Origin of the sequence: Arthrobacter sp. CDRTa11 (assembly GCF_026427775.1) — a bacterium.
GTDB lineage: Bacteria > Actinomycetota > Actinomycetes > Actinomycetales > Micrococcaceae > Arthrobacter.
Genome location: NZ_CP044532.1, coordinates 4,718,608 through 4,744,201, shown reverse-complemented (window position 1 = coordinate 4,744,201; position 25,594 = coordinate 4,718,608). Strand labels below are relative to the sequence as shown.

Below are 25,594 nucleotides of genomic sequence, written 5' to 3'. Positions count from 1 at the left end.
TTTGGTGTGCCGGCGATGGGTGCGCCGCTACGTCCACCCGCAGTTCCTACGCCTTGTCAGGGGCTATTCCTTGAACAGGCCCGCCAGGTCTTCGGCGGTGATGGCTCCACCGGAGAGGGCGTCGCCTTCCATCACATCCGCGAACAGCTGAGACTTCCGTGCCTTCAGAGCCATGACCTTTTCCTCGATGGTGTCCTTGGCCACCAGCCGGTACACCATCACGTTCCGCGCCTGCCCGATCCGGTGGGTTCGGTCCACGGCCTGGGCCTCGGACGCCGGGTTCCACCACGGATCCAGCAGGAACACGTAATCGGCTTCAGTCAGGTTCAGGCCAAATCCGCCGGCCTTGAGCGAAATCAGGAAGACAGGCGCAGAGCCGTTCTTGAACTCATTGACCACGTCGGTACGGTTCCGTGTACTGCCGTCGAGGTAGCAGAACTCGATGTTTTCCTCCACCAGCCGCTCGCGCACCTTGCCCAGGAACCCGGTGAACTGGCTGAAGATCAAAGCCCGGTGGCCTTCCGCTACGAGGTCCTCCAGCTGCTCAAAGAGCACGTCCAGCTTGCTGGACCGAACACCGGAAAGCGACGGATCCACCAGCGAGGCATCCAGGCTGAGCTGACGGAGCAGGGTCAGCGACTGGAAGATGGTGAAGCGGTTCTTGTTAACGTCCTCGATCAGGCCCAGGATTTTCTGCCGCTCGCGCTGCAGGTGGGTCTGATAGACCTTCTGGTGCCGCGGATTCAGCACCACTTCAAGGATCTGCTCCTGCTTGGGCGGCAGGTCCTGGATAACCTGGTCTTTGGTGCGGCGCATCATCAGCGGACGGACCCGACGGCGGAGCTTCTCCAGCTGCCCCTTGTCGCCGTTCTTTTCCACCGGCTTCTGGTAGTACTCGGCAAACCGCTTGGGGCTGGCGAAGAGGCCCGGCGCCACGATGGAGGTCAGCGCCCAGAACTCCATCAGGTTGTTCTCCAGCGGAGTGCCGGTGATGGCCAGCTTGAATGCTGCCGGCAGTTTCCGGGCGCACTGGTAGGCCTTGGACTGGTGGTTCTTCACAAACTGGGCTTCGTCCAGGACCAGCCCGGCCCACGTTTTGGACGCGTAGGAGTCGTAGTCGATCCGGAACAGGGCGTAGGAGGTGATCACGATGTCCACGCCGGCCAGCGCCAGTGCGGCATCCTTGCTGTTCTTCGCGAACGTTTCGCCGATGGTTTTCACCGTCAGGCCCGGGGCGAAACGAGCCGCTTCGGCTGCCCAGTTGCCCACCACGCTGGTGGGGGCCACCACCAAAAAGGGAGTGCCGCCGTCGGACGCTGTTTCCGGTGAAGGGCCTGGATCGTCAGCATCAGCGTGACCCGAGGAAACGCCGGCAGCGTGCTCCTTGGCCGCGCACATCAGGGCGATGGCCTGAACGGTTTTGCCCAGGCCCATGTCGTCCGCGAGGATCCCGCCCAGGCTGTGCCGGTACAGGAACGTGAGCCAGTTAAAGCCTTCCAGCTGGTACGGACGCAGCTCGGCGTTCAGGGAGTCAGGCAGCGGCAGTCCTTTGACGCCGCCTTCCAGCAGTCCACCCACGGCCGAGCGCCAGGCAGCGGCCTGCTCATCCACGATGCCCAGCTGGGCCAGCTCGTCCCACAGGCCGGCCTGGAAACGGCTGATCTGCAGGGGCGCGTCCTTGTTGTCCTGCAGCGAACGGGCCTCTTCGATCAGTGCGCGCAGCTGGTGCAGCTCAGGCAGGTCGAGTGAGAAGTAGGCGCCGCTGGGCAGCAGCATTTTGGTCTGCCCGGCCGCCAGGGCGGAAAACACCGCGGCGAAGGAGACCGGCTGGCCCTCAAGCGAGATCTGGATTCCGAGGTCGAACCAGTCGCGCTGCTCGGTGGCCTTGGTGGAAATGGACACCACCGGGGCTTCCTCGGCTTCGCGGTAGTCGGCGATGTCGCCGGAGGTGTCCACCACAACGTCCGGGGTGCGGCGGAGCATGGGCAGCACGTCCTCGGTGAACGCCAGGGTGTCCAGACCGCCCAGTTCGGCCGAAGCCGCCAGCCGCGGAGTGCCCCAGCCGCCGGTAGCGGACTCCCCGAGGGCAGGGACCAGGTCCCAGGGCTGGCCAACGCCTTCCAGGATCCGGGCCTCGGCGAGGTCATCACGGTAGCCGTGGTCGCCGGGGTGCCGCCACAGGGGCTGCGCCGTTACCAGGGTGCCGGACTTGTAATGCCATTCCCAGTGCAGCCGGACCTTGTGGTCGGCCCCGTAGTTGGCCAGCAGCGAGAGTGTGGGGACAGCCAGCGTGGGCAGCTCCACGGACTCATCCTTGGCCGTGACCCGGGCGGCCTGCTTGAGCTTGGGGTAGAAACCGGTGAGGAAACGAGTCTCGTCCTTCGCGGGGATGTGCAGGGTGCTGCCTGCGGTGACGAAGGTCAGCAGTTCCTCGCTCAGCCCGTTCTCCAGCGGCGCCAGGGTGATCACATTGTCCGCGGCAACACCGGGCAGGGCCTCCCCTCCGGTGGTCAGGAAGATGCCGTGCGCGGGCCGGCCGATGGTCCCCACCGCTGCGGGGTCAACCTCCACCCCCTCAACGGTGATGGTGGGAGCGAGCTCCAGCCCGCCGCCGTCGTCCGTCTTTTCAGTGTCAGCGGGCGGGCCGTCTGCGGCATTTCCGTTGGCCGGGGAGCCGTATCGGCTCAGATTAAGCCCGACGGCGGCGGGGGACTCTGCGAGCCGCACCGGCTCACTGCCGCGGCTGTGGACCAGGGCCAGGCCGATCTTTTGGGCATCTGCCAGCAGGCCCCACATGTTCTTTCCCGCGAAGGTGTTCAGCCCCAGCCAGAGGGCGGACGAGTTGTGCAGGCGGTTGGCGGCGGCGGTGTGGGCGGCCAGGAACGTCTGCATCCACTCCACGTGCGCCTCATTGCATTCGCGCCGGAAGTTCAGGTAGCTCAGGGTGTTCCACGAGACGTCGCCGCGGATCCACTTGCCCTTGGTGCCCATGATCACGGGCCGGGCCTTGAGCTGGCGGACGCTGCGGAGCGGGTCGCGGCGGCCTGTGTAGGAGAAGTGCGGGGCCGGTTCTTCAATCTCGAACTGCAGTGCCAGGGGGATGCCGTTGGTTGACTGGGTGATGCCGGGCTGGGAGATGAGCGGGCTCAGGGCCTGTTCCCAGTCGGCCAGCTCGAACGTGGCGGGCTGGCGGGAGAGGCGCGAAACCTCCGCCGGTGCCAGCAGCTGGACGCGGGTGGCAGGGTTGTCCTCCGCCGCGAAGAGCAGCGCGGCCACGTGCTTGCAGTCCTTGCGTACCGGGCAGCTGCACACACCAACGGTGCAGCTCCAGCCGCCGGCCTTGCGGACCAGCTTGGCGGTGGTGGAATAGGGAACGTCAGCGCCTCCCCGCACCTTGCCCAGCATGAGGCCGGTGGTGGCGTCGAACGAGATCCCGGAAACGCGGCTTCCCATGGCATAGGCCAGTCCGGCCGCGAGCGAGCGGTCGTTGATGGCGGGAGTCTGTATTGCCAGTGCCGCACTCTCGTCCGGTTGGGATGGCATGGTGTGCGCGCTACTTTCAGCAGGCCACGGCGGGGCCGTGTCCGATCGGAGGTTATCTGATCCATCTTAGTTCGCCCGGCGAGGGTCCGTGGCCCGGCGACCTCGCAGCGTTCCCCCGAATTCGACGGCGGCAGGAACCAGGTGCCCGGGTAGACTCGACCGGTGCGCGCGTATTGGGAGCTGGCCAAGTCATCCTTCCGCCGCCATTCCACGTACCGCCTGGCCGCGCTGTATGGCGCTTTCACCAATACAGTCTTCGGCCTGATCCGGGCCTCCCTGCTGCTTTCGGCCATTTCGACGGCGGGCGGCGCCATCGGGGGCTACTCGGCAATTGAGGCGGCAACCTATGTGTGGCTGGGGCAGGCGCTCCTGGCCCCGCTCGGGCTCTTCGGCAGCGCGGAACTGGCCGGCCGGGTCAAAAGCGGGGACATCGCCGTCGACCTTTCCCGGTCCGTGAACCTGACCGCCTCCTACTGGGCGCAGGACATGGGGCGGGCGGCCTTTGACGTCCTGCCCCGGGGAGTTCCGCCGCTGATCGTCGGGGCCATTGTCACTGGGCTCTCCCTTCCCACCGATGCCGGCCCGTACGTGCTGGGCTTCGTCTCCATCATGGCCGCCATCACCCTGAATTTCCTGGGCTTTTTTATGATCAACCTGCTGGCGTTCTGGGTGGTTGAAATCCGCGGCTACTGGATGCTGTACATGGTGGTGATGAACCTGCTGTCCGGATTCCTGGTTCCCGTGACGTGGTTCCCGCAATGGATGCTGGACTTCGCCCGCGCCACCCCGCTCCCCTCCATGCTGCAGACCCCGGTGGACATTCTGGCCGGAAGGACCGACGGCGGAGAGAGCCTTGCGCTGGTGGGTGTCCAGCTCCTGTGGCTGGCGGTGCTGCTGGCCGGCACCCAGCTGATGGTCCGGTACGGCTCGCGGAAGCTGGTGGTCCAGGGTGGCTGAAACTGAAACTGCCGGAGCGCCGGCACTGGACAGCACTCCGGTGACCAACGCCAAGCTGCTGCGGCTCCTGGTGTCTGCACGGTTGCGCTCGCAGACGGCGTACCGGGGAAGCTTTGCCGCCGACGTCGCCGGCCAGGTGATGCTGGCCCTCACCGAGTTTGTGGAGCTGTACGCCATCGTGCATAACGTCCCGGCCTTCGGGGGCATGACCTTTGCCCAGACCCTGCTGGTGTTCGGCTTCGCGTCGGTGGGCTTCTCCGCCGCGGATCTGCTGCTGGGCGAAACCGACTCCATGAGTGATGCCATCCGGATGGGAAAGCTGGAGGTCCTGCTGGTCCGGCCGCTGCCTGTCCTGCTGCAGCTGATGACCTCCGACTTCCAGCTACGGCGGGTGGGCCGGCTGGTCTTCGCGCTGGTGGCCCTGGCTGCGGCCCTGTTCCTGACAGACATTCAATGGGATCCGGGGAAGGTCGCCTTGTTCATCACAACGCCCCTGGCCGGTGCCGGGATTTTTGGGGCGCTGTTTGTCGGGGCGGGGGCGCTGCAGTTCTGGCTCCTGGACGGACGGCAGTTCGCGAATGCCTTTACCTACGGCGGCCGGTATGTGGCGTCGATGCCCGGCGCCGCACTCTTCCTTCCCTTGCAGGTCTTTTTCACGTTCGTGATCCCTGCGACTCTCGTGGCGTACGCCCCCAGCCTGGTTCTGCTCGGGCTTGACGGTCCGGCCGGAATACCCAGCTGGACGGGCTGGCTGGGACTGCCTGCCGCCGTCGTTCTGTGGGCGATTACATTGCTGCTGTGGCGGGCGGCCATCAAAAAGTACACCGGAGCAGGAGGCTAGATGATCATCGAAGCGGAGCAGCTGAGCCGGAACTTTACCGTCGCCGAACCGGGGACGGGGCGTGGGCTCAAACGGCTCAAACGCCGACGGCGGACAGTGCACGCCGTCCGGGACGTGAGCTTCACGGTGGAGCAGGGGGAAGCCGTGGGCTATATCGGCGCCAACGGAGCCGGGAAGTCCACCACCATCAAGATGCTCACCGGCATCCTGGTGCCTTCCTCAGGGCGCGTCTCTGTCTGCGGACTGCAGCCGGTCCCTCAGCGCCAGGCTTTGGCCCGAAAGATCGGCGTGGTGTTCGGGCAGCGCTCGCAGCTCTGGTGGGACCTGCCGCTCCAGGATTCCTTTCCCATCCTGGGGGCCATGCACCGCCAGCCGGAGAGCCGCTGGCGGCCCCGGTTCCAGGAACTGTCGGCGCAGCTGGCCCTTGAGCCGTTTCTCGGGACCCCCGTCCGCCAGCTGTCGCTGGGGCAGCGCATGCGCGGAGAGGTGGCGGCGGCGCTGCGGCACAGGCCCGAGCTGGTCATCCTGGACGAGCCCACCATCGGCCTGGACATGATCAGCAAGGAGAGCCTGCGCCGGTACCTGGATTTCGAGCGCCGCGAACACGGCACCACGCTGCTCCTGACCACCCACGACATGAGTGATGTCCAGCGGCTCTGCCAGCGCGTGCTGGTAGTGGACGACGGCGCCATCGCCTTCGACGGTCCCCTCACCGGGCTCGCGGAAGTTGCGGAGGCCCGGCGCACCATGGTGGTCGACTTCAGTTCGCCATTGCCAGCAGACGGCCTGGTCCTGCCCCACGGCGCCACCCACCTCGGGACTGAGGCGGAGGACATCCGGCACCGCATCACCTTCGACCCCCGCCAGCTCTCGGCCGCGGCGCTGCTGACGGCAGTTTCGGCAACGGCTGCCGTGGCCGACTTATCGCTCCACGAACCGGATATCGAAGACTTGGTGCGGCGGCTGTACACCGCGGCGCGGTAGAACCGGGGATTCCAGACGTTGAGCCAGGCCCGTCTCAGAGGGTGCCCAGGAGCTCCTGCATTTTTTTGATTTCGGCTTCCTGTGCGGTCACAATCTTTTTGCTCAGGTCTACTGCTTCGGCATTCTTGCCCTCACTTGTTTCGGCCTTGGCCATGGTCACTGCCCCTTCGTGATGGGCAATCATCTGGGTGAGGAACAGCCGGGCGGCATCGGTTCCCTGGGCGGCCTGAAGTTCCTTCATGGCCGCCTCGTCCATCATGCCGCTCATCCCATGGCCGCTCATGGAGTGGCCGGACGCCATCTCTGTGGGCTCATTCCAGCTCTTAAGCCAGCCGGTCATCGTGTCGATTTCCGGGCCCTGTGCTTCCTTGATCTTCGTGGCAAGGGTGGTGACGGAGGCGGGAATTTCGGTTTTGGCCAGGATCATGTCGCTCATCTCCACAGCCTGCGCATGGTGCGGAATCATCATTTGCGCGAACTTCACATCTGCGGCGTTGTGGTCGGCTGATGCGGCAGGCGCGGAGCTGCCATGGCTCATCCCGGAGCCGCCGTGGCTCATCCCTGGCACCGGTGTGGAGCCGGAATCGGCGGCGCAGCCCGCCAAGGTGACAGCGGCGGCGAAGGCGGCTGCTGAAAGGGTCAGGAGTTTTTTGTTCATGGAAAATCAGGTCCTTCAAGTTGTTCGGCCGCAAGGGGCCGGGGGTGAGCTTGTCATCGGGAATGCGGCAGACCGTGCCACACGCGGGACGCATGTCGGCGTGTGGGGTCAGCAAGGAGTACCAGGAGGAATTGCAGTCTGGCGGCCGTCCTAGCGCCGTCGCCGCGGTTGTTTATGTCCGGCTGTTTACGTCCGGCTGATGGACAGCTCACCGGGAGAAGGACCCTCCGGCAGGTAGCCGTAAGCAGCGGTGGGTGTACTGGAGCTTCCATGGCCCGTGTTGAAGGCCAGGGCCGCGGTTCCGGGGTGCGGTGCCGCCAGCGAGCCTGTTTTGGCCGAAGGGACGCACTCCATGCCCATGGCGTGGGCGCCGCTGCACTCTGTCTGGCACGTGCATTCTGTCGAGTAGGTGTAGGACTGAGGTTCCGACAGCGACGAGTGCTGGAATTCGGATCCGGTTGCCGTGTCATGGGCTGCTCCATGGGCACCCGGATGAATGTCTGCCGTGTCGTGGGTGTCTGCCGTGCTCTTGGCTGCAGCAGCTGGGGCCGGGGCCACAGTGGGGGAGTGCCCGGCATGATTGCCGCCGGTCATGACATGCATTCCGAAGATCCCCGCCGCGATGGCCAGAACCACAGCGATCAGGAAACCCCGTTGGAGCCAGGTTCGCTGAAAGCCTCTGCGTTGTAGGAAGGTCATCATGAGCCGGCGCCCAGCTGTGGTCATGCTGCTTCCCCTTCCGTTCGCTTGCTGTTTATGAGGGTACCGGCCGGACGTCCACCCGGCCGGTACCGCTCGATCAACGCTTGATTCTTTCAACCCGCAGTGGAGTTCAACTGACTGTGGAGGGATTTAGCCGTATCCTCCGCAGGAGTTGGGCGTTCAGGGCCACCACGATGGTTGACACGGACATCAGGACAGCGCCGGCAGCCGGAGACAGTACTATTCCAGCAAAGGCGAGGACACCAGCTGCCAGCGGAATGGCCAGGACGTTATAACCGGTGGCCCACATGAGGTTCTGCCACATCTTCACGTAGCTGGCCCTGGACAGGTCCACCATCGAGAGGACGGCCCGCGGATCATTCCCGGCCAGGACAACCCCTGCCGATTCCATCGCCACGTCGGTGCCGGCTCCAATAGCGATGCCCACCTCGGCCCTGGCCAGCGCGGGCGAGTCGTTTACGCCGTCGCCCACCATAGCCACTTTCAGGCCACGCGCCTGAAGTTCTGCCACCTTCTTGTCTTTGTCCGCAGGAAGGACCTCGGCGAAGACCTCATCGATGTTCAGGTCTTCCGCGACTGCCTGGGCCACCTGCCGGGCGTCGCCGGTGATCATCGCTACCTTGACACCCCGGTTCTGCAGGGCAGCCACCGCCTGGCGGGATTCAGGCCGGACAGCGTCTTCCAGGCTGACTGCGCCCAGGACCCTGCCGCCGTCGATGACGTGCAGCACCGCGGCGCCCCGGTTAATCCAGGCGTCGGTGGAGCGGGCAAGCTCATCAGGTTCGGCGGTGCCAAGCTCGCGCAACAGGGCAGGGCCGCCCACATGGACGGTCCGGCCGTCCACCTCGGCACGCACGCCGCGGCCAGTCAGCGAGCTGAAACCGGTGGCGGACGGGACGGTCAGGTTGCGTTGCCGGGCGGCGCGAACGACGGCACGCGCCACAGGGTGTTCACTGTCGGACTCCGCGGCCGCTGCCAGTGCCAGCAGCGAATCGGCATCAACACCCGGGGCAGCGGCGACGTCAGTCAGCTCGGGCTCGCCCTTGGTCAACGTGCCCGTTTTGTCGAAGAGGACGACGTCAACGGTGCGCATGCGTTCCAGAGCCATCCTGTTCTTGATGAGCACTCCGGCCCGGGCGGCCTGCTCCGTGGAAATGGCGATGACCAGGGGAATGGCCAGGCCCAATGCATGGGGGCAGGCGATCACAAGCACAGTGACCGTGCGGGTAACTGCCTCAGGGACACTGCCCAACAGGGTCCAGGCCACAAAGGTGATGATGCCAGCGGCAGCCGCGAGGTAGAACAGGAACGCCGCAGCCCTGTCAGCCAACGCCTGTGCCTTCGATGAGGAAGCCTGCGCTTCGGCGACGAGACGCTGGATTCCCGCCAGCGCGGTGTTCTCGCCGACGGCGGTCACACGCACCCTGACGCTGTTGTCCGTGGCCACCGTGCCGGCCACCACGGTGTCTCCGGCGCCCCGGGGCACTGTCTTGGATTCTCCCGTGATCATCGACTCGTCAAACTCGGCCTGCCCGCCCACGATGGTGCCGTCCGCCGGCATCCTGGCGCCGGAGCGGACAAGGACGGTATCGCCTTCGCGGAGGTCCGCGACCGGAATGATTTCGGTGCTGTCCCCCAAGATCCGCTCGGCTTCATCGGGCAGCAGGGCCGCCAGGGCATCCAGGGCTCCCTGCGCTGAGCCAAGGGCGCGCATTTCGAGCCAGTGGCCCAGGAGCATGATGGCAACCAGCAGGGCCAGCTCCCACCAGAAGTCCAGGTCGAACCCGCCGATGCCCAGGCTTGTGGTCCAGGATGCTGCGAACGCGACAGTGATGGCCATCGCAATCAGCAGCATCATTCCAGGGCGCCTGGCCTTCAGCTCCCGAAGGCCGCCAGTGAGGAACGGCTGTCCTCCATAAACGAAGATCGCCGTTCCGAGGACTGGCGGAATCCAGGCCGACCCAGGGAACGTGGGGGCCATGTAGCCCAGCAGGTGGCCCACCATGGGGCTGAAGTAGACGACGGGAACTGACAGGACGAGCGTCAGCCAGAACCGGTTCTTGAACATGGCGGTACTGTGCCCGGCATGCTGACCCTGGGTGTGGACTGCGTGGTCATCCTGGCCGCCGTGGCCGCCGTGCTGATGAAGGTCCGGCACGGTGTTTGCTGCAGGCGCCGGCGTATGCCTTTCAGTGACGGTCCCGTGACTGGCAGTGTGGTTGTGGTGATGGGGGTTGTGGTCTTCCATGATCAATCCTCAGGCGCGGCCTGTGACGGGCACCATGACCGTGGCCAGGCCGTAGTAGTCAGTGGCTGATGAGGGTGTATCCGGCTGCTGTGACAGCCTGGTTTATGTGGTTTATGACTGCTTCATCCGGTGTTCCGGCGATGACCAGCCGTGAGCGTCCACTTGGGACTAGTTCAACCGAGGCGGCTTCCACGCCTTCCACTCGGGTGACGGCCTTTTCCACAGTCTGGACGCAGTGCCCGCACGTTAGGCCCTCAAGGCCGAACTCAGTTCGTTCGGCAGCTACAACATTGGCAGCTTCAACATCGGCTGCCTTGACCTCAACGGCCTTCTCCTCGCCAGCTTTCATTCCGCCAGGTTTCAGCTCGTCAGCTTTGAGCTGGACAGGCTTGCCGTGTCCGCCTCCACTGTGCGGGGAGCAGCAGCTCTGGCCGGCGGTGGCCAACGGCAAGGGGGTCAGGTGTTCAAATCCACGCATGTCAGTTCCAATCCTTGAAGAAGGTGATGGGTGCTGGGGTTGAACGGCTGTGATGGCGGTGCAAGGCATCGCCGGGACATACCACTTCACTGACAACACTGAAAAATATACCCCCAGGGGGTATGCAAGTCAAGGGAACGGAAATGCTGCAAGGGAGGTCGTTATCTCAAACGTCCTTCTATTCGCAGGTGTCCTGCGGCCTGCCCGAATCTGCCCCAGATCTGCCGGCGAGTCAGGCCGGTTCGAAGCCAAGCCGGTCGCGGACCAGTTTCCCCACGACGGCAGCATGCTGTTTGTCCGCATGGTTTCCGGTGGGCAGCGTCGCCAGATAGGCCACGTACGTGGCCGTGCGGGTGTCATACGCCGCTGCGCGTGTTTCAAGCGCCAGGGCCAGCGTGGCGTGCGCCTGCGCGAGTGCCACATGGGCTTCGGTGCTGCCGGGATTTTCCAGCAGCGCCGCCTCGGCAGATGACAGCAGTGTGGCGGCCAAGTTTGCGTGTTCGTTAGCTGCGAGCTGGCCGAGATCGGGTTGCATGGGTTTGGCCTTTCAACAGTCAGGGACATGAAGGTGTGGCGGGCCGCGCCACGGACAGTGGTGCCGGCGTCGAACGGTTTCCTTCACCGGCGGATCCCCAGGGTGCGGCCATGCTCCGAACCTAAATGCGCGGGGCTGCTGCCGCAAGATGCCTTGGCATGTCGCCGCTGTAATCCATTCAGCAGGTACGCGCGGAGGCGCCGGTCCTGTTTCCACTTCCACGGGTCTCCGAAACTTCGCTTGACGTTCATGTCCTCCTCAACAGGTGGTCTGCCCCGCCCCCGTAGCGTGAAAAGTGTCCCAAGCACCACCGTTTTTCAGTAGTGAGGAATCCCATGACCACCAGCCAGCAGCCCGTCGTTCTGACCGCCGACAGCATCGAAGCAAGCAATGAGGAGGTTGTGGATTCCAATGTCCGGGTGGTTGATGCCATGCACCGGGAACTGCTGCACTCCAGCGAAATTTCCCCCGCGGCCCTCCGCAGCTACTACGTGGATTTCTACCTCACCCAGTCCCTGGAGGGCGGGTTCGCCCAGTACGTGTTCACATCCCCTGACCGGGCGGAAAGTGACACCCTGATCCGCGAGGGCCTGGCGGGCATGGGGGCCACCGCCCACCTGGACCTGTTCAACCGGACCGCTGAGGCATTCGATGCCCTGTCCGAGGAAGACGCCGAACGGTATCTCGACGGCGGGCTGGACGAAGATGAGGAAACCCCCGACGGCGTCCTCCGGATGGAAGAGCTCGACGGCGACTTCGAGGAGCTTCTGGAAACAGAGAACGTCACTGCCCTGAATGCCGCCTGGCTCCGCGGGCAGGACGCGTTGCTGGTGCTCGACGACGACGGCCTTACCGCCCACATTGAGCGCCTGGTGGCTCTCATTCCGGACCTCGCCCAGCGTCAGGCCCGGGCCGATGCCGAGGCCCTGGAGAATGCGCCGGACTTCGAGATTGTCATTCGTGAACTCTGCAACATCGCCGGCTACAGTCTCCAGAAGATCACCATGGGCGACCCCAACTACCTGCACCATGGGGACAAGACGCTGGCCTGGCACTTCAGCACGGACCATGGAGACTTCCTCATGGTGGAGGAAGGCGACGAAGCGTTCATGATCAACCCGGTCACCCAGGAAATCGTGGCCGCCGTTGAGTTCGAAGAGGCTGACGGGGACATGGTCGACGCGTAGGCCACGAGTTCGACGGCGGGGCCCGGCCCGGGCGGATTGCCGGGAACCCGCCGGCGGGCTTCTTAGCGGTTCTGGTCCAGGGCCGCGGCCAGGATGTCCAGGATTTCTGCGTCAACGTCATCCGCCGACGTCAGGCGGACGCGGCGGTCAAAGGCGTCGTCCGGGCGGACCTTGATGGCCTCCAGCCGTCCCTGCGCGGGGGCATCCAGGCGCAGGGTCACGTCCACGGCGGTGTTGGTGGTGCGGGTGATCTGCGCGAACTTGCGCCGCGGGCTGTGCAGGGAAACGTATCCCTTCCGCATCTGGATCCCCACACCGTCAGTGGCCGAGGCCCAGGCCAGGAGGGCATCCGCGATGGGGCGCAGCTCCGGGTGCTGGCTGTACTGGCCCTCAATCAGCTCATCGGCGTCCTGCAGCATGAAGTCCGGATAGCCGAAAAGTTCCCAGGACACGGCGTACTGCGCGTAGCCCGTGATGCCGTGCTGATCGCGCATCCAGTCGCGAAGCTGCGCGTCGTTTTGGATGCCTTCCGCGCGTGCCCGTTCCACCCAGTACGCGATGTCGTGCCCTGACTTCCGCAGGAGGAGGGCCTGGTTGCTTTCCACCATTGTCTGCCACGTTTTCGCGGTCTTTTGGGGCTCCGGAGTCTTGGGCATGCCTTGATCCTAATCCCGTCCTGCAGGGCGATGATCAAAGAAATTTTGGGACAACCGTAACTTTCCCGCTCCTGCCAGCGATGTAGGTGGTGATTGGCTCCCCGGAGCCGCATCCACATTGTTTCTAGCTTTTGGAGTGTCTTTATGTCGTTGTTCACTGTTCTCGCCACCAGCAAGATCGCAGCCGGAGTACTGGCCGCAGGCACCCTGGCAGTCGGCGGCACCGCCGTCGCCGCCACGTCAGGCGTGCTTCCCGCGGCTGCCCAGCAGACCGCCCACGAACTGCTCGGCGCCCCTGCCCCGAAGCTGGCCGACGACGTGGCTGCAGCTGCAAAGGCAGACGCGGATGCTGCCGCAGACGCCTCCGCCAAGACCGCAGTGTCCGGCGACGAGGTTTCCGCTGAAGCCAAGGCTTCCGCCGCAGCCGGTACCGCAGTGGACGCAGCCGGCGCCGCCACCTTCGGACTGTGCACCGCCTTCACCCACGGTGGCCTGAACGCCAACTCCGAGGGTTTCGCCTCCCTGGCCATTGCCGCCGACGGCGAAGCTAACATCGAAAGCTTCTGCACCGACGTCACCGCGAAGGCCAAGGCTGCCGCTGACGCCGAGGCTGCCGCCATGGGCTCCGCCGCCGTCAAGGCAGAGGTTCCGGCTGTTCCTGCCGTTCCCGCCGTTCCGGCCGTTCCTTCTGTTGACGGAGCGCCTGCGGTTCCCGCCGTTCCGGCCGTTCCTGCAGTTCCCGGCAACGTCGTGGACGCTCCGGCCGTTTCGGCCCACCACTAGCCTTCAGCTAGGGTGGTCTGCGGGAACCTGGCCCCCAAGGGGCGGGGTTCCCGCAGTCCATATGGCAGCCCAAGGAGGCCGCGGAGCAGTCCGCGCGGATACCGGGACGCGCGGGTCAGCTGCCCGGGATGGAGGAGCCGCTGGTGCTTGACACTTTGGCCGAAGACGACATCGAGATATTCGCAGACACAGCCGGCGCGGATCCGGCTGTGCTTTTTAGCGCTGTCTACCGTTTGTTCTCCGGCGCTGTGCTGGGCTACCTCCGCGCCCGTGGAGTTGATGACCCCGAAGCCGTCACCCAGGACGTCTTTCTGGCCTTCTTCCCCAAAATCGGCGATCTCACCGGCGGACTCCAGGGCGCAAAGTCGCTACTGTTTTCCATCGCCCACGCCCGGATGGTGGATTACTACCGCAAAGTGGAGCGCAGGCCGGAGTTCACGCCCTATGACCCGCTGCAGGACGGGCGCAGCACCGCCTCGGCCGAGGACCACGCGCTGGGCCACGACGGCGGGGCGGCTGCCTTGCTGGACGGCCTGGCTGACGACCACCGTGAAGTCCTTGCCCTGCGGGTTGTCGCAGACCTCTCCATCGAACAGGTGGCCGGCATCATGGGCAAGTCCCAGGGTGCCATCAAGCAGCTCCAGCGCAGGGCGCTGCAAAATCTCAAGGACCAGACGCTCAAAAGAAACCAGGCACATCATGAGTGACACCGCAGGCTCCCGCACTAACGGGACTGTTGACCAGCTGCTGCTGGAGGCAGAACTGGACGACGACGGCGCGCTCCGCCCGGTCCTGCTTGAGCTGCAGGCGCTGGGCGCCAATCAGCCCGAGCCCTCGGCCGCCGTGGCCGCCCTCATGGCCCCGGCAACTGCCCGGCTTGCTGCTGTCCAGGCAATTCAGTCAACTGCCGCTCTTCCAGCAGTCCAGTCAACACCGTCAATCCAGGAAACTTCCTCAGCCTCGACGGCCCAAAACGCTTCTCTTGCCACCACCGACTCCGGAAAAGTGACCGACGAACTGGCGGCACGGCGCCGGGCCAAACGCCGGATCGCGCTCACCACTCTTTCCGTGGCAGTTTCTCTGGCAGCCGGAGGAGCCGTTGCCGCGGCTTCGGACCAGGGCGTCCGCGACTCCTTTGGCCAGCTGAACCAGGCGGTGACGTCGTTCGTTTCCACCATGGGCGCAGGACCAGCGACCAAACCGGCCCAGGTTCCCGCGCCCGCGTCTGCCCAGCCCGGCAAGCCAGCATCGACCACTCCGGCTGAGCCAACTGCCCCGGTCCAGGATGCAAAAGTCCCGGAGACCGAAGCCACGCACGGTGCGGAGCACGATTCGGTTCCTGGCCCCTCAGCGAAGGTAACCATCCCGGAAGTCCACGTGCCGGATAACATCACGCCGGCGGTTCCCGGCGGGCCGCTCCATGGTGAGGGAAACACTCCGGCCCTGCCGCTTCCGGCCACCCCGCCTGTGCCCCTGCCCGGCCACACCCCTTAACCCGAGTCTGGGCCGCCCTAGCTCAAACTCCAAGGCACGGTCCTAACTCAGGCACTAACGCTGCTCAGCCTGCTGGGCCTCAGTACCCCGCCGACGCCCCCGTCTTGATCATGTCCCCGGACGGGCTGGCCAGGTACCAGACGTTGCTGAAGCCCTGCCCCTTGATGTCGCCGGGTTCCTTGTCTTCGGCGTAGTAGTACAGCGGCAGGCCGTTCAGGGTTACCTGCTTGGCGCCCTCCGGCGTCGTGATGGTGCCCAGCTTTCCTGTAACGCCCTCAGCAGCCGGCGATGATGCCGGGGTGATAACCGGTGGCCAGAGGGTGATGCACGATCCCGTGCAGGCGCTGGTGCCGGAGTCTTTCACATCCTTGGTGAAGAAATAAACGCTCATGCCCTTCGCGTCAACCACGATCTCTCCGGCGCTGGAGGATTCCGTCTTGAGATCGGCCGCGGCTGAGGCGCCTGGAGAACTGGTTCCCGGCGATGCGGACGTGGTGCCAGGACTGCTGGTGGTCTCCGGAGCCGCTGGCGCTGCGGGCGTTGTTGTGGTGGTTCCGGGACTGCCGCCGCAGCCGGAGAGGGCCGCCGCGAGGACCAGCGCCGCAAAGCCAGTGCCCAGATGCTGTTTCATATGAATGCTCCTTGGCTGGTGCCCGGCGTCTGATCACCGGACGCTAACTGGTACGACGCATCAGGGTAAAGAATGGTTCAAAAGTGAACCTTTTGCCGCCCCTGTACGTCGTATCAGCCGGATGCAGGAACAGCAGGAAAAGCTAGGACAGGAGAGGCCGGGCATGCCGCTGGACGAGGACGTGGTGGCCGCCATCTACCGGGAACATGGCACCGCCCTGCGACGCTTTGTGCTGAGCGCGTCCCGGGATCCCCAACTGGCCGAAGACGTGGTTCAGGAAACGGTGCTTCGCGTCTGGCAGCAGGCCCCTGACATCACCGGGAGCCTGCGCAGCTACCTGTTCCGGACGGCGAGGAACATCATGATCGACAATTACCGCAAGGCGCAGCGGCGGCCCGCTGAAGCGCTGGAGCAGGAGCTCACCGATCCCGCCGAGGCAGCCGAGCGTGTGGACGAACTCCTTAACCGGGTCCTCATGGAGGAGGCGCTGCTCCGGCTTAGTACTGAACACCGCACCGTCCTGGTGGCGCTTCACTACAGGCGCTTCACCGTCAACGAGGCCGCGGCGCAGCTGAACATCCCCAGCGGAACAGTGAAGTCGCGGGCCTACTACGCGGTGCGTGCTCTGCGAACCATCCTGGACGAAATGGGGGTGGAACGATGAGCGCCGAGCTGCATCAACTGCTCGGCGCCTACGTGCTGGGCGGCCTCGACGCCGCGGATTCACTCCGCTTCGAAGCCCACCTACGGGAATGCGCGGACTGCCGGGCCGAGCTGGCAGAACTGCAGAAACTGAGGCTCCTGCTGGACGCCCTGCCCGCCCCGGACGCGCTGGCGCTGACGGAAGGCGGCCGCCCTGCGTCCGCCGCCGAGCCGGCCACCACGGTTCCGGCGGCGGTCCTTGACGAACTGGCGGCCCGCCGTCGGACATCACGACGGCGTTGGGCAGCGCTCGTGGGAGCCGTGGCAGCCGCCTGCCTTGCCTTGGGCCTTGCGGCCGGACCGCTGCTTAACAGGCCCCCGCAACCGGACGCGAGCTACTCCGTTCAATCCGAAAACGGCCTCCGGTTCAGCATCGACATGGCAAAGAAGACGTGGGGCACCGAACTTGCCGTGGACGGCAGCAGCATGCCCCTGGACGGGACGCTTTCGCTGTGGATCCGCGACCGCGACGGCGGAGAGGACAGGGCCTGCGCCTGGACCGCCACGCCCAGCGGCAGGATCAAGGTCACCGGCGCCACCCCGGTTCAGCTCTCCAGCATCGCCAGTGTGGAGCTCCGTGACGGAACCCAGCAGGCGGTGGCGGTGATCAGCGTTCCGTAGGTGCCCTCACATGCCGGTGTAGTTATTGATTGCTGATTCCACTGCCGGCCCCGCGAAACTCCGCCACCAGAGCCGGATCCTCGCATGCACGGGCGAACGCTTCGATCCGCTTTTCGATCTCCCGGCCCAAGAGCCAGCTGCCAATCCGCTCAGCAACCGGCCGCAACCAAGCCGGCCGGCACGAAAAGGTGTACTTCCAGACTGCCCGCGTGCCGCCGTCGTCCGGAGTGAAACGCCAGCCGCCGCCAAAATTCGTAAAGAACCACGGCCCCGACACCATGGTCATGCCCACGTTCCTGGGCGGCGTGTAGGAAACGTACTCACTCACCATCACCAGGCCCAGCCGAGAGACTGTTCGGGTCCGGACGCCCTTCCCGGCCGCTGTTGCGCCGTCCAGGAAGCCCTGGGCGGAGATAAACGGGTCCCACTTCAGCCGGAAGGCGCCCGTGGTCTGGGAGAAGGCAAAGGCGGTTTCGGGGTCGAGGCGAATGAAGCGTTCGGCGCGTACCTGGGGCATGGGTCAACCCTAGCGGCACTGCCGCGGCTTACATTCTCCCGGCTACATTCTCGCCAGGCGTGCCCGCACCATCATGTACAGGCCGTAGCAGATCAGCCCGGCACCCACTGCGGCCAGCAGGTAGATCCCGAAGGGCTGGTCGCGGAGGGCCTTCAGCCCGCCGTCGAGCCCTGTGGAGTCCTCCGGGTGGGCCTGAAGCGTGGCGATCGCGATAAGCAGGCCTGTCAGGAGCAGCACAGCGCCCTTGGCCACGTACCCGGCCACGCCCAACGCCGAGACGGCTGTCCTGGCTGTGGGGGAGGAGGGGAGCCTGAGGTGCTTTTCGAAGGATTTCCTGATTCCCCGGACCGCGTACACCACCCCGGCTACGGCCATGCCTGTACCAACAAGGACCAGGAGGGCCACGCCGCCGGGTGCCTGCATAACGGAGATGGTGAGGTCGCTCGCGGACCGGCTGTTGTCCTCATCCGAGCCTGTGCCCATGGCGAACGACGCCAGTGTCAGGGCCAGCATGGTGAACACCAGGGCCTGGCCGGCTGCCTTGCCCTTCTTGAGCGCTTTGTCTTTGGCCGGCAGATAGTTGAAATCGAAGATGGCATCACCAACCTGCCAGAGGACCAGGGCCGCGCAGGCTGCAAAGCTGCTCCACAGCAGGAGCGGCCCCGCCGGCTGGCTCGAGAGTTCCGCTACCGCGCCGCTGACGTCGGCGCTGCCGTTGCCGCCCATGGCGAGGCGGATGGCGATGGCCCCTACAAGGAAATGCAGCAGGCCGCTTGCCGCGAACCCAGCCCTGGCCAGTACCTCCAACGCATGCGAGCTGGTGACATCCTCCGCCGCATCTGCGGCCTGTCTGAGTTCTCTTTTGATGGTGGTTCCTTTGTGCAAGCGCCTTGTGGTGCGCAGTCCTGCGTGCCCCCACCACAAGGCCAATCGTGCCACGGGAACCCCGCGGGCAACAGTCCGGGAGCCTCTCGGCTTTCGGTTGCTGCAGCGGGTTCCGTGCAGCATGAGGCACCGGCTGCGAGTATCGCTGCCGGCCCCGTGAGGATGGGGAGGGATGCCCATCGCGGGGACCCAGGCAGATGTGCAACGATTTGGGTCGGCGATACACCTTGATCGCCAACTTCTTTGGGGGACAGAATGACTTTTTACGGCGCTGACGTCAGCCAGTTGCGTGAGTTGGCCAAGGCCGCGGATAGGGCGGCCTCACTCCTCAGCAGCCAGGCCTCTTCCCTGCAGGGCCAGATTCAGTCCGCGCCGTGGAAGGGTGCTGACGGCGAGAGGTTCCGCCAAGAGTGGTCCGGAAGCCACCGCCCCAACCTGGAACAGGTGGCGTCTAACCTCCGTCACAACTCCAAGCTTCTTTTGCAGCACGCCGAGGAGCAGGAAAAGTCATCTGCCGGATCATCCGGAGGCTCGGGTGCCAGCCCGTTGGACAACATTAAGGCGAAGGCTAATGACGGCCTGAACTGGCTTGAGCAACGCGTCAAGGAAGCCGCAGATGCCGCAGCGCGGCGCCAGGAATTGGAACAGGACCTGGGCCGGATGGTGAACGCGAGCCCCGAAGAACAGGCCAAATGGTGGGACGGCCTGTCGGCGGAGGAAAGGCGGTACCTGATCGAGGGCGAAGCCCACAACGATCCGTTCGCCCGGCAGCTGATGAAGATGGAGGGCGGGATCCCGGAGTCTGCGCGGGAGCAGGCCAAGGCATTACTGACGGAGATGGGCTCCAGGGACATCCCCCGCCTCGTAGAGACAGACAAAGCGGAAGTGAACGCCAAGGCCGCCTGGTATCACGGCGGCGCGGCAGTGGGAGCCAAAGTCCAGGAGAACATGGATGGTTCGGCCACCATGAAGGTGTACGGAAATCTGGGCTTTGGCGTCAATGATCCCTCCGGAACCGCCGGGGTAACGCTGAGCGGTGAAGTGTCACGGGAGTACAAGTTCGATACCGCTGCCCAAGCACTGGCCGCCCGCGACCGGATGATGTCGGATCTTCCGCCTGATGAGTTGGGAGAGGTGACGCTCTTGGCGGGCAGCCCGCCCGTCTACCTTGCGGACACTGTCCACGACGCCGCCCGGGACAACGGGGCCACTGGCCATGATGACAAGGTCAAGGGAACGTACTCCATGAAAGTGCAGGGCGATTCAAGCGGCGCATCAGGTTCGGCCCAGCTCGACCTTGCCTATGAGCGGAGCATGACTCACGGCACGGCCACAGCCAGCGGCGAAGTGTCTGCGCAGGGCAAGCTGGATCTTAACGGAGCAGTGTTCCAGGCGTCCGGGAAGGCCGGGCTGGAGGTCAAACTGGATGCCGGCAACAACATGGAATCGATCTCCGTTTCCATGGAAGGAACAATGGCTTCCGGCGGCAGCGCAGGGCTGGACGGGCCGGGCGGCAAAGCCGAGTCAACCTTCACGGCAGGTACGCAGGGCACGGTGAAGATCGATGTCGATTACTCGGACAACAAGGAACTTGTGGACAGCTATGTGCGGAACATCGCCACGGGCAACTCCGCAGCGGCAGCCTCGGATGCCGCCAAGCTTTACCAGGCCGGCTCCGCAACAGTGCAGGTCAACCACGTCGCCACGGCCACCCATGAGGCCGGGCTCGACTTCAAGGCGGTCAAGGTGGAGGTCAAGACCGAGAACCAGGTGGTGGCCAATCAGTCCACGTACCATAAGGTGGCGAACGACTCCTCGCTCGAGCGGATGCCTTAACGTGACCGTCCTGCATCCCGTCCCAGCCCCATCGTCAGCCCACCCGGCCATGACCTATTGCTGAAGGAGCAACCATGTCAGTGCATATCGAATCCCCGCTCGGCTTCACCGCAGACTTCCCGGAGCACACCCAGGTTCTGGACAACTCAACCGCAGGACCCAACAGCGAACAGTTCGGGCTCCTGGGCAATGTCCTGGTGACCGTGGCCACGGATGACGCCACCGTTGATGGTCCCGCGCAGGCAAACGGCTGGGCGCATCTGATCTCCGAGTTCTATCTGGAAGACCGCGGGGGAACACTTCTGGCCGAGGGCGAATTGAACCTGCCGGGCAAGTCCTCGTACGCCCTGGTGGTGGGTTACACGGATGCTGACGGTTCAGCGAAAGTCGCAGCCCCCGTTGGTGTGTGGGAAAACAACCGCTTCATTGGCGTCCTGGCGATCTGGCCCTACGTTAACCCTGAGATCGAGCCGCGGCTCGGCATGCTCAAGGAGATTGTGGCCGCCATCAGCGTCAGCTGAGGCTACAGCCTGCGGTAGCAGAGGTCGAAAATCAGCCTGCCGGCATCATGGGCCTTCGCTTCAAAGCTGGTGCGGATCCTGCCTTCGAAACGCGGTGCCCAGCCGCCCGTTTCGTCTACGCCCTCGTTGGGGCCGGTATGTTCGGTGCTGACCGGGGCACGGCCTTCGCGGACCGGGGCGCCGCCCACCAGGGATTCGACGCCGGACTGCCACACCTGGGTGAGCGGGCTCTCGGGCCCATGGCGCTCGCCGGTGTGCAGGTTTTCGAAGTCTTCCGAGTTGGCCAGGACGTCGCGGACGTGAACGGCATAGTTGGACCAGTCGGTGGCGATCCGCCACAGGCCGCCCTTCTTCAGGGCACGTGCGGCGAGGCCGGCGAACGCGGGCTGGATGAGGCGGCGCTTGTGGTGCCGGGACTTGTGCCAGGGGTCAGGGAAGAAGACCCACAGTTCGGTGACCGACCCGGCGGGAAGCATGGTGGCCAGCACCTCCGGAGCGTTGGCCTCAACCACGCGGACATTGCGCAGTCCGCGGCTGTTGATCTTCATGATGGTGTTGGCCAGTCCGGGCGTATAGACCTCCACGGCCAGGAAGTCAGTGTCCGGGTTCTGCTCGGCGGCGTGGCAGATGGCGTCGCCCAGGCCGGAGCCGATCTCCACGATCAGCGGCGCCTTCCTGCCGAACACCGTTTCGGCGTCGAACGTGTAGTCCGGGTGGACGGAGGTGTTGGCAATATGGCGGGGAACATCCACAGCCCAGCGCTCAGCGTGCTCTTCCCATGCGGCCTGCCGACGTCCCTGCAGCCGGGTTCCACGGCGTACGAAGCTGACAGGCCGGCCACCGTAGGTGCCGAACGAGGCCTGGGTTCCGGGCGTAACCGGCCGCGGGTTGTGCGGGGGCTGGGGAGATTCTGGGGATTCACTCATCACTTCCAGAATAGAGGAGACTTCGCGGGGCCGGACCGCGGCACCATGGGATGGGCTGGCGCCGCCAAAACTTTGTCAGGCTGCCCTCGCTGCCACAGCGTGGCAGTAGTGGCAGCAGATGTGGGGTCAGGCTCAGAGCAGGAACATGAGGTCCCTTTTCAACAGTACGAGGGTAAGTCCCACTGCGAATCCTGCTCCGGATATCCAGAGCGCTGTCACTGCCTCTGACCGGCCACTTGAATGTGGCGGAAAAACCCGCAGGGCTGAAATGCCAAGCGTCACAGCCAGCAGACCAAACAGGCCGGGAAAGCTCCAGAGCACCAGGCCCGCAACCCAGTCCAGGTTTCCTTCGCCTTCGGATGGTCTGGTCAGCAGGGCTGCCAGAAGGCTGGGATAAATGGTAAAGAACATGCTGCAAGGGGCAATGATGCTAAAGACGAGGCTGGCTGTTCCTTCACCGCCGCCCTCGGCCACGGGCATGGGGAACTGCTCAGGGCTTTGCTCGATGGGTTGAGGGGGCGGTTCGGGAAGGCTCATGGTTCTCCCTCTTGCCGGGAAAGCTTGTTGGGAAAGCGTGATCGGAAAGGTCCTGGGGCACCAAGGATGGGGCTGGATCCATCGTAGGAAAGCGGCGAGGAAGCAGCAGCCCGCGGAAGGCTGTATGTGGATAAGTCACCCAGGTGGCTGGAAGCCATCGTCCAAGGCGTGCACAGGGCGGCGCTAAATGTCAGTTGATGAGGCTGCTGGCGGGGCAATCCCGGGCTTCCACCGGACTGCCCCCGTGCCGGAAGTGCCCAGCTGGTCCGCCGGGTTCTGCAGCCGGCAGGCCTTCAGGCTCAGGCAGCCACACCCAATGCAGCCATCCAGGTCGCGGCGCAGGTGTTCAAGCGCCTCGATCCGCGCGTCCAGTTCCGTGCGCCAGAGCCGCGAGAGCCGTGACCAGTCGCGCTTGGTGGGTGTGCGGCCTTCGGGCAGGGAATCCAGGGCCGCGCGGATGTCTTTGAGCGGGATCCCCACCCGCTGCGACACCCGGATGAACGCGACCCGCCGCAGGGCGTCCCGGCGGTATCGCCGCTGGTTGCCGGCTGTGCGTTCGGAGGAGAGGAGGCCGTTGCGTTCGTAAAAGTGAAGAGCCGACGCCGCCACTCCACTGCGGTCCGACAACTCGCCCACGCTGAGATGGTGCGCTCCGCCTGCTAGCTGTGGCATGCTTCCCCCTATTGGACCAACGGCGTTCCGGGCTGGACATTCCGGGCTGAAGGGCCAACTTCCGTTAGCTGGATGCGACCTTGACCTCAACCATAGTTGAGGTCCTACGGTTGCGTCCATGACAACTGATCAGGCCGTTACCGTGCACGATTCGACTCTTCCAGCCACCCACCCCGCCGCCGGAATCCTCCGGCGGCCGTATCTGTGGGTGACAATCGGCGCGTGTGCCCTGGTTTTCCTGGCCGCCTTCGAATCGCTCGCGGTGACCACCATCATGCCCCTGGTCAGCCGGGAACTGGACGGCGCCAGCCTATACGCCCTTGCCTTCGCCGGGCCGCTGGCCACCGGCGTCATTGGCATGGTGGCGGCCGGCAACTGGTCAGACCGCCGGGGCCCGGCCGTGCCGCTCTATTCATCGGTGGTCCTGTTTGTCCTTGGCCTGCTGATTGCGGGTACGGCAGCCTCCATGCCCGTGCTGGTTGCCGGACGCCTGGTGCAGGGGCTCGGTGGCGGAGCCATGACAGTGGCCCTCTACGTTGTTGTGGCCCGCGTATATCCGGCCCTGCTGCATCCGAAGATTTTCGCGGCCTTCTCAGCCGCCTGGGTTATCCCGTCCCTGATCGGACCGTTCGCAGCGGGGATCTTGGCGCAGGCGCTGAGCTGGCACTGGGTGTTCCTTGGAGTGGTTGGCCTTGTGATTCCGGCCCTGGTGATGATCGTGCCGGTACTCCGGGGGATGGCGGGCGAACAGAAGGGCGGCAGCGGGGCGGCCAAGCCGCCGTGGGCTGTTGGCCGGATGGGGTGGGCGGCGCTCGCCGCCCTGGCCGTTCTGGGACTGAACCTGTCCGCCGAGGTCCGGATCCCCGGCGTTCCCGCCGCCGCAGCAGTCCTGGCCGTCGCCGCCGTCGCCATTGCCTTGGCGGCTGTGCGTCCGCTGGTGCCGCGGGGAACCCTGACGTCCCGGCGCGGACTGCCCACAGTGATCCTCACGCGGGGACTGGCCTCGGCAGCATTCTTCGGCGCGGAGGTGTACCTGCCCTACCTGCTGATTGAGCAGTACTCCTTCCCGGCAACGTTCGCGGGGCTCACCCTCACGGGCGGTGCATTGGCCTGGGCGGGCGCTTCGGCCATCCAGGGCAGGCTCGGCACCCGGCTGTCCCACGGCGCGGCGGTGCAGATCGGATCGGTACTGGTGCTGGGCGCCATCGTCCTGGCCCTGGCAACCACCGCACTTAACTGGTCCGCCGCCGTCGCGATTGCAGGCTGGATCTTCGCCGGCGGCGGCATGGGGCTCCTGTATCCGCGGCTCAGCGTGATGACGCTGGCCCTGTCCGCCAAGGAGGACCAGGGCTTCAACAGCTCGGCCATGTCCATTTCCGATTCCCTCGGCGGGGCGCTGGCGCTCGCCACCACCGGCATCGTATTCGCGGCCTTCACGACTACGGCGGCGTCGTTCACGGGCGTCTTCGCCCTCGCCGCCGTGCTTGCCGCCGTAAGCGTGGCGGTGGCCCCCCGCGTCTCCCCCTGACCCGGAGTTTTTGTCCAGATGTAGCGACCTGCACGCCCTGGAAGTCGCCACATCTGGACAAAAACTCCGAGGGTGGTGGGGAGGTGCCAGGGGGTGGGGAGGGGTGCGGTGGTCAGGACAGCCGGGTAGCCCGGAGCACGGTATCGCCGATAACAGCTTCCTGCCCGTCAGGCCCGGCAACGTGGCGGTCACGCGTGGTGTTGACTTCCACCAGCCATTCCGGCGAGTCCAGGCCGAGTTCCTCCACCAGTTGGGCTGGCGTATAGAACATCTCATGCGAGGTGTGGTTGCCCCAGGGCGGCAGCCGGTCCGGGTGGTGGCCCACGATCAGCAGTGTGCCGCCGGGCTTGACCGCGGCGGCGGCTGTCCGCAGCGGCCCCTGCCACGCCAGTTGCGGCGAGTGCAGGAACTGGGAGGAGACGAGGTCGTACGTTCCCTCGGGCTTCCACTCCTCGAGGTCGCACTGTTCCCAGTGGATGCGGCTCGGAATCTCGCCGGGACCTTCGGCATGGACGCTTTCGCGTTCCAGCGCGGCTTTTTCGTGTGTGGCGGCGCGTTCCAGGGCGACGGCGGAAACGTCGACGGCGGTGACGGTCCAGCCCTGCTGGGCGAGCCAGATGGCGTCGGCACCCTCACCGCAGCCCAGGTCCAGTGCCTTGCCCGGCCGGAGTCCGCCTCCCTCGCGGACCAGTTGCGGGTTGGGCTTGCCGCTCCAGAGCTTCGGCTTGCTGCTGTACCGCTCGTCCCAGGCTTCAGCGGCACTTTGGATGGGTTCATCCGTAAGCCGGGTGCCGCCGTCGTCCGTCTTGTGGTGGTGGTGTTCGCCCTGTTCAGTCATGCCTCAAGCGTGCTCCAGGAGGGCGCCCGCTGGCAACGCCCGGCAGACGCGCCCCCACCCCAACTAGGTAGCGCTATCTGTCGTTCTGGGGCCTCAAAACGACAGATAGCGCTACCTAGTTGGGACAGGGTGACGAGCTCACGGCGGGGTCGGGCGCGGCGGGATGGTAAGCTTGGGGAACTTGATGTGCAGTGATGCCCGGGTTCCCTTCATTTAGGGACTGGGCTTTTTTCATGTGAGAGGCACATCCTGCGTCGATGAACGCGTTCTATTTGGTCCCGGCCGCCGCTTTG

The 25,594-nt window shown here is 65.3% G+C and carries 26 protein-coding genes; 12 read left to right on the top strand and 14 right to left on the bottom strand.

The features are described 5' to 3' along the window. Nucleotides 1-63 precede the first annotated feature (63 nt). Nucleotides 64-3,543 carry a DEAD/DEAH box helicase gene (locus F8G81_RS21630; protein WP_267276681.1) on the bottom strand — a complete coding sequence of 1,160 codons (3,480 nt, stop codon included), beginning with the start codon at nt 3,541-3,543 and terminating at the stop codon, nt 64-66. Between the two features lie 162 nt (nt 3,544-3,705). Here F8G81_RS21630 and F8G81_RS21625 point away from each other — a divergent pair, with 162 nt between their 5' ends. The 3 genes from F8G81_RS21625 to F8G81_RS21615 are packed head-to-tail and all read left to right on the top strand — an operon-like array spanning nt 3,706 to nt 6,325. Further along, the gene (locus tag F8G81_RS21625) at nt 3,706-4,500 is read left to right on the top strand and encodes an ABC transporter permease (RefSeq protein WP_267276680.1); all 795 of its coding nucleotides are present in this window, start codon (nt 3,706-3,708) and stop codon (nt 4,498-4,500) included. Continuing rightward, the gene (locus F8G81_RS21620; RefSeq protein WP_267276679.1) at nt 4,493-5,341 is read left to right on the top strand and encodes an ABC transporter permease; all 849 of its coding nucleotides are present in this window, start codon (nt 4,493-4,495) and stop codon (nt 5,339-5,341) included. The genes F8G81_RS21625 and F8G81_RS21620 overlap by 8 nt, the downstream gene beginning before the upstream one ends. After that, nucleotides 5,342-6,325 (top strand): ABC transporter ATP-binding protein, encoded by a 984-nt coding sequence (locus F8G81_RS21615; protein WP_267276678.1) that lies wholly within the window; start codon nt 5,342-5,344, stop codon nt 6,323-6,325. A gap of 34 nt (nt 6,326-6,359) precedes the next feature. Here the strand turns inward: F8G81_RS21615 and F8G81_RS21610 are convergent, their stop codons facing one another. The 5 genes from F8G81_RS21610 to F8G81_RS21590 all read right to left on the bottom strand — a co-directional run bounded on the left by F8G81_RS21610 (nt 6,360) and on the right by F8G81_RS21590 (nt 10,967). Then, nucleotides 6,360-6,983: a DUF305 domain-containing protein gene (locus F8G81_RS21610; protein ID WP_267276677.1), complete on the bottom strand. Its 624-nt coding sequence runs from the start codon at nt 6,981-6,983 to the stop codon at nt 6,360-6,362. Nucleotides 6,984-7,169: 186 nt separating this feature from the next. After that, on the bottom strand, nt 7,170-7,709 hold the full coding sequence (locus tag F8G81_RS21605; protein ID WP_267276676.1) for a hypothetical protein: 540 nt from the start codon (nt 7,707-7,709) through the stop codon (nt 7,170-7,172). 106 nt (nt 7,710-7,815) lie between these two features. After that, a complete protein-coding gene (locus tag F8G81_RS21600; protein WP_267276675.1) occupies nt 7,816-9,954 on the bottom strand; it encodes a heavy metal translocating P-type ATPase in 2,139 nt (712 codons plus the stop codon). A gap of 58 nt (nt 9,955-10,012) precedes the next feature. Continuing rightward, nucleotides 10,013-10,432 carry a heavy-metal-associated domain-containing protein gene (locus F8G81_RS21595; protein ID WP_267276674.1) on the bottom strand — a complete coding sequence of 140 codons (420 nt, stop codon included), beginning with the start codon at nt 10,430-10,432 and terminating at the stop codon, nt 10,013-10,015. 232 nt (nt 10,433-10,664) lie between these two features. Further along, nucleotides 10,665-10,967: a hypothetical protein gene (locus F8G81_RS21590; protein WP_267276673.1), complete on the bottom strand. Its 303-nt coding sequence runs from the start codon at nt 10,965-10,967 to the stop codon at nt 10,665-10,667. A 335-nt stretch (nt 10,968-11,302) separates the two neighbouring features. Here F8G81_RS21590 and F8G81_RS21585 point away from each other — a divergent pair, with 335 nt between their 5' ends. Then, nucleotides 11,303-12,154: a DMP19 family protein gene (locus F8G81_RS21585; protein ID WP_267276672.1), complete on the top strand. Its 852-nt coding sequence runs from the start codon at nt 11,303-11,305 to the stop codon at nt 12,152-12,154. A 62-nt stretch (nt 12,155-12,216) separates the two neighbouring features. On the opposite strand, the gene F8G81_RS21580 is transcribed toward F8G81_RS21585, so the two are convergent. Beyond that, complete coding sequence (locus F8G81_RS21580) at nt 12,217-12,810, bottom strand: DUF5655 domain-containing protein (RefSeq protein WP_267276671.1); 594 nt, start codon at nt 12,808-12,810, stop codon at nt 12,217-12,219. Between the two features lie 144 nt (nt 12,811-12,954). Between F8G81_RS21580 and F8G81_RS21575 the strand changes: the two genes are divergently transcribed. From F8G81_RS21575 to F8G81_RS21565, 3 genes are all read left to right on the top strand, one after another. Then, nucleotides 12,955-13,593 (top strand): protein tyrosine phosphatase, encoded by a 639-nt coding sequence (locus tag F8G81_RS21575; RefSeq protein WP_267276670.1) that lies wholly within the window; start codon nt 12,955-12,957, stop codon nt 13,591-13,593. Between the two features lie 128 nt (nt 13,594-13,721). Next, nucleotides 13,722-14,300, top strand: a complete 579-nt coding sequence (locus F8G81_RS21570) for an RNA polymerase sigma factor (protein WP_267276669.1) — start codon at nt 13,722-13,724, stop codon at nt 14,298-14,300. Next, a complete protein-coding gene (locus F8G81_RS21565; protein ID WP_267276668.1) occupies nt 14,293-15,087 on the top strand; it encodes a hypothetical protein in 795 nt (264 codons plus the stop codon). The genes F8G81_RS21570 and F8G81_RS21565 overlap by 8 nt, the downstream gene beginning before the upstream one ends. A 79-nt stretch (nt 15,088-15,166) precedes the next feature. Here the strand turns inward: F8G81_RS21565 and F8G81_RS21560 are convergent, their stop codons facing one another. After that, complete coding sequence (locus F8G81_RS21560; protein ID WP_267276667.1) at nt 15,167-15,718, bottom strand: hypothetical protein; 552 nt, start codon at nt 15,716-15,718, stop codon at nt 15,167-15,169. Nucleotides 15,719-15,881: 163 nt separating this feature from the next. On the opposite strand from F8G81_RS21560, the gene F8G81_RS21555 reads away from it, so the two are divergent. Both F8G81_RS21555 and F8G81_RS21550 read left to right on the top strand, forming a co-directional pair. After that, nucleotides 15,882-16,382, top strand: a complete 501-nt coding sequence (locus tag F8G81_RS21555; protein ID WP_267276666.1) for a sigma-70 family RNA polymerase sigma factor — start codon at nt 15,882-15,884, stop codon at nt 16,380-16,382. Then, nucleotides 16,379-17,041 carry an anti-sigma factor family protein gene (locus F8G81_RS21550; RefSeq protein WP_267276665.1) on the top strand — a complete coding sequence of 221 codons (663 nt, stop codon included), beginning with the start codon at nt 16,379-16,381 and terminating at the stop codon, nt 17,039-17,041. Before F8G81_RS21555 ends, F8G81_RS21550 begins: the two co-directional genes overlap by 4 nt. A 22-nt stretch (nt 17,042-17,063) precedes the next feature. Here the strand turns inward: F8G81_RS21550 and F8G81_RS21545 are convergent, their stop codons facing one another. Continuing rightward, on the bottom strand, nt 17,064-17,558 hold the full coding sequence (locus F8G81_RS21545; protein ID WP_267276664.1) for an SRPBCC family protein: 495 nt from the start codon (nt 17,556-17,558) through the stop codon (nt 17,064-17,066). Between the two features lie 42 nt (nt 17,559-17,600). Then, complete coding sequence (locus F8G81_RS21540; protein WP_267276663.1) at nt 17,601-18,443, bottom strand: DUF1206 domain-containing protein; 843 nt, start codon at nt 18,441-18,443, stop codon at nt 17,601-17,603. A gap of 255 nt (nt 18,444-18,698) precedes the next feature. Here F8G81_RS21540 and F8G81_RS21535 point away from each other — a divergent pair, with 255 nt between their 5' ends. Then, nucleotides 18,699-20,279 carry a hypothetical protein gene (locus F8G81_RS21535; RefSeq protein WP_267276662.1) on the top strand — a complete coding sequence of 527 codons (1,581 nt, stop codon included), beginning with the start codon at nt 18,699-18,701 and terminating at the stop codon, nt 20,277-20,279. 74 nt (nt 20,280-20,353) lie between these two features. Beyond that, nucleotides 20,354-20,800, top strand: a complete 447-nt coding sequence (locus F8G81_RS21530) for a hypothetical protein (RefSeq protein WP_267276661.1) — start codon at nt 20,354-20,356, stop codon at nt 20,798-20,800. Between the two features lie 2 nt (nt 20,801-20,802). On the opposite strand, the gene trmB is transcribed toward F8G81_RS21530, so the two are convergent. The 3 genes from trmB to soxR all read right to left on the bottom strand — a co-directional run bounded on the left by trmB (nt 20,803) and on the right by soxR (nt 22,935). Further along, nucleotides 20,803-21,726: a tRNA (guanosine(46)-N7)-methyltransferase TrmB gene (gene trmB / locus F8G81_RS21525; protein ID WP_267276660.1), complete on the bottom strand. Its 924-nt coding sequence runs from the start codon at nt 21,724-21,726 to the stop codon at nt 20,803-20,805. Between the two features lie 132 nt (nt 21,727-21,858). Beyond that, entirely contained in the window at nt 21,859-22,263 is a 405-nt protein-coding gene (locus F8G81_RS21520; protein ID WP_267276659.1) for a hypothetical protein, read from the bottom strand. Between the two features lie 183 nt (nt 22,264-22,446). Then, a complete protein-coding gene (soxR, locus tag F8G81_RS21515) occupies nt 22,447-22,935 on the bottom strand; it encodes a redox-sensitive transcriptional activator SoxR (RefSeq protein WP_267276658.1) in 489 nt (162 codons plus the stop codon). Nucleotides 22,936-23,053: 118 nt separating this feature from the next. Here soxR and F8G81_RS21510 point away from each other — a divergent pair, with 118 nt between their 5' ends. Further along, nucleotides 23,054-24,463, top strand: a complete 1,410-nt coding sequence (locus tag F8G81_RS21510) for an MFS transporter (RefSeq protein WP_267276657.1) — start codon at nt 23,054-23,056, stop codon at nt 24,461-24,463. 112 nt (nt 24,464-24,575) lie between these two features. Here F8G81_RS21510 and F8G81_RS21505 read toward each other — a convergent pair whose 3' ends face one another. Further along, on the bottom strand, nt 24,576-25,301 hold the full coding sequence (locus F8G81_RS21505; protein ID WP_267276656.1) for an SAM-dependent methyltransferase: 726 nt from the start codon (nt 25,299-25,301) through the stop codon (nt 24,576-24,578). Nucleotides 25,302-25,594: the final 293 nt, after the last annotated feature.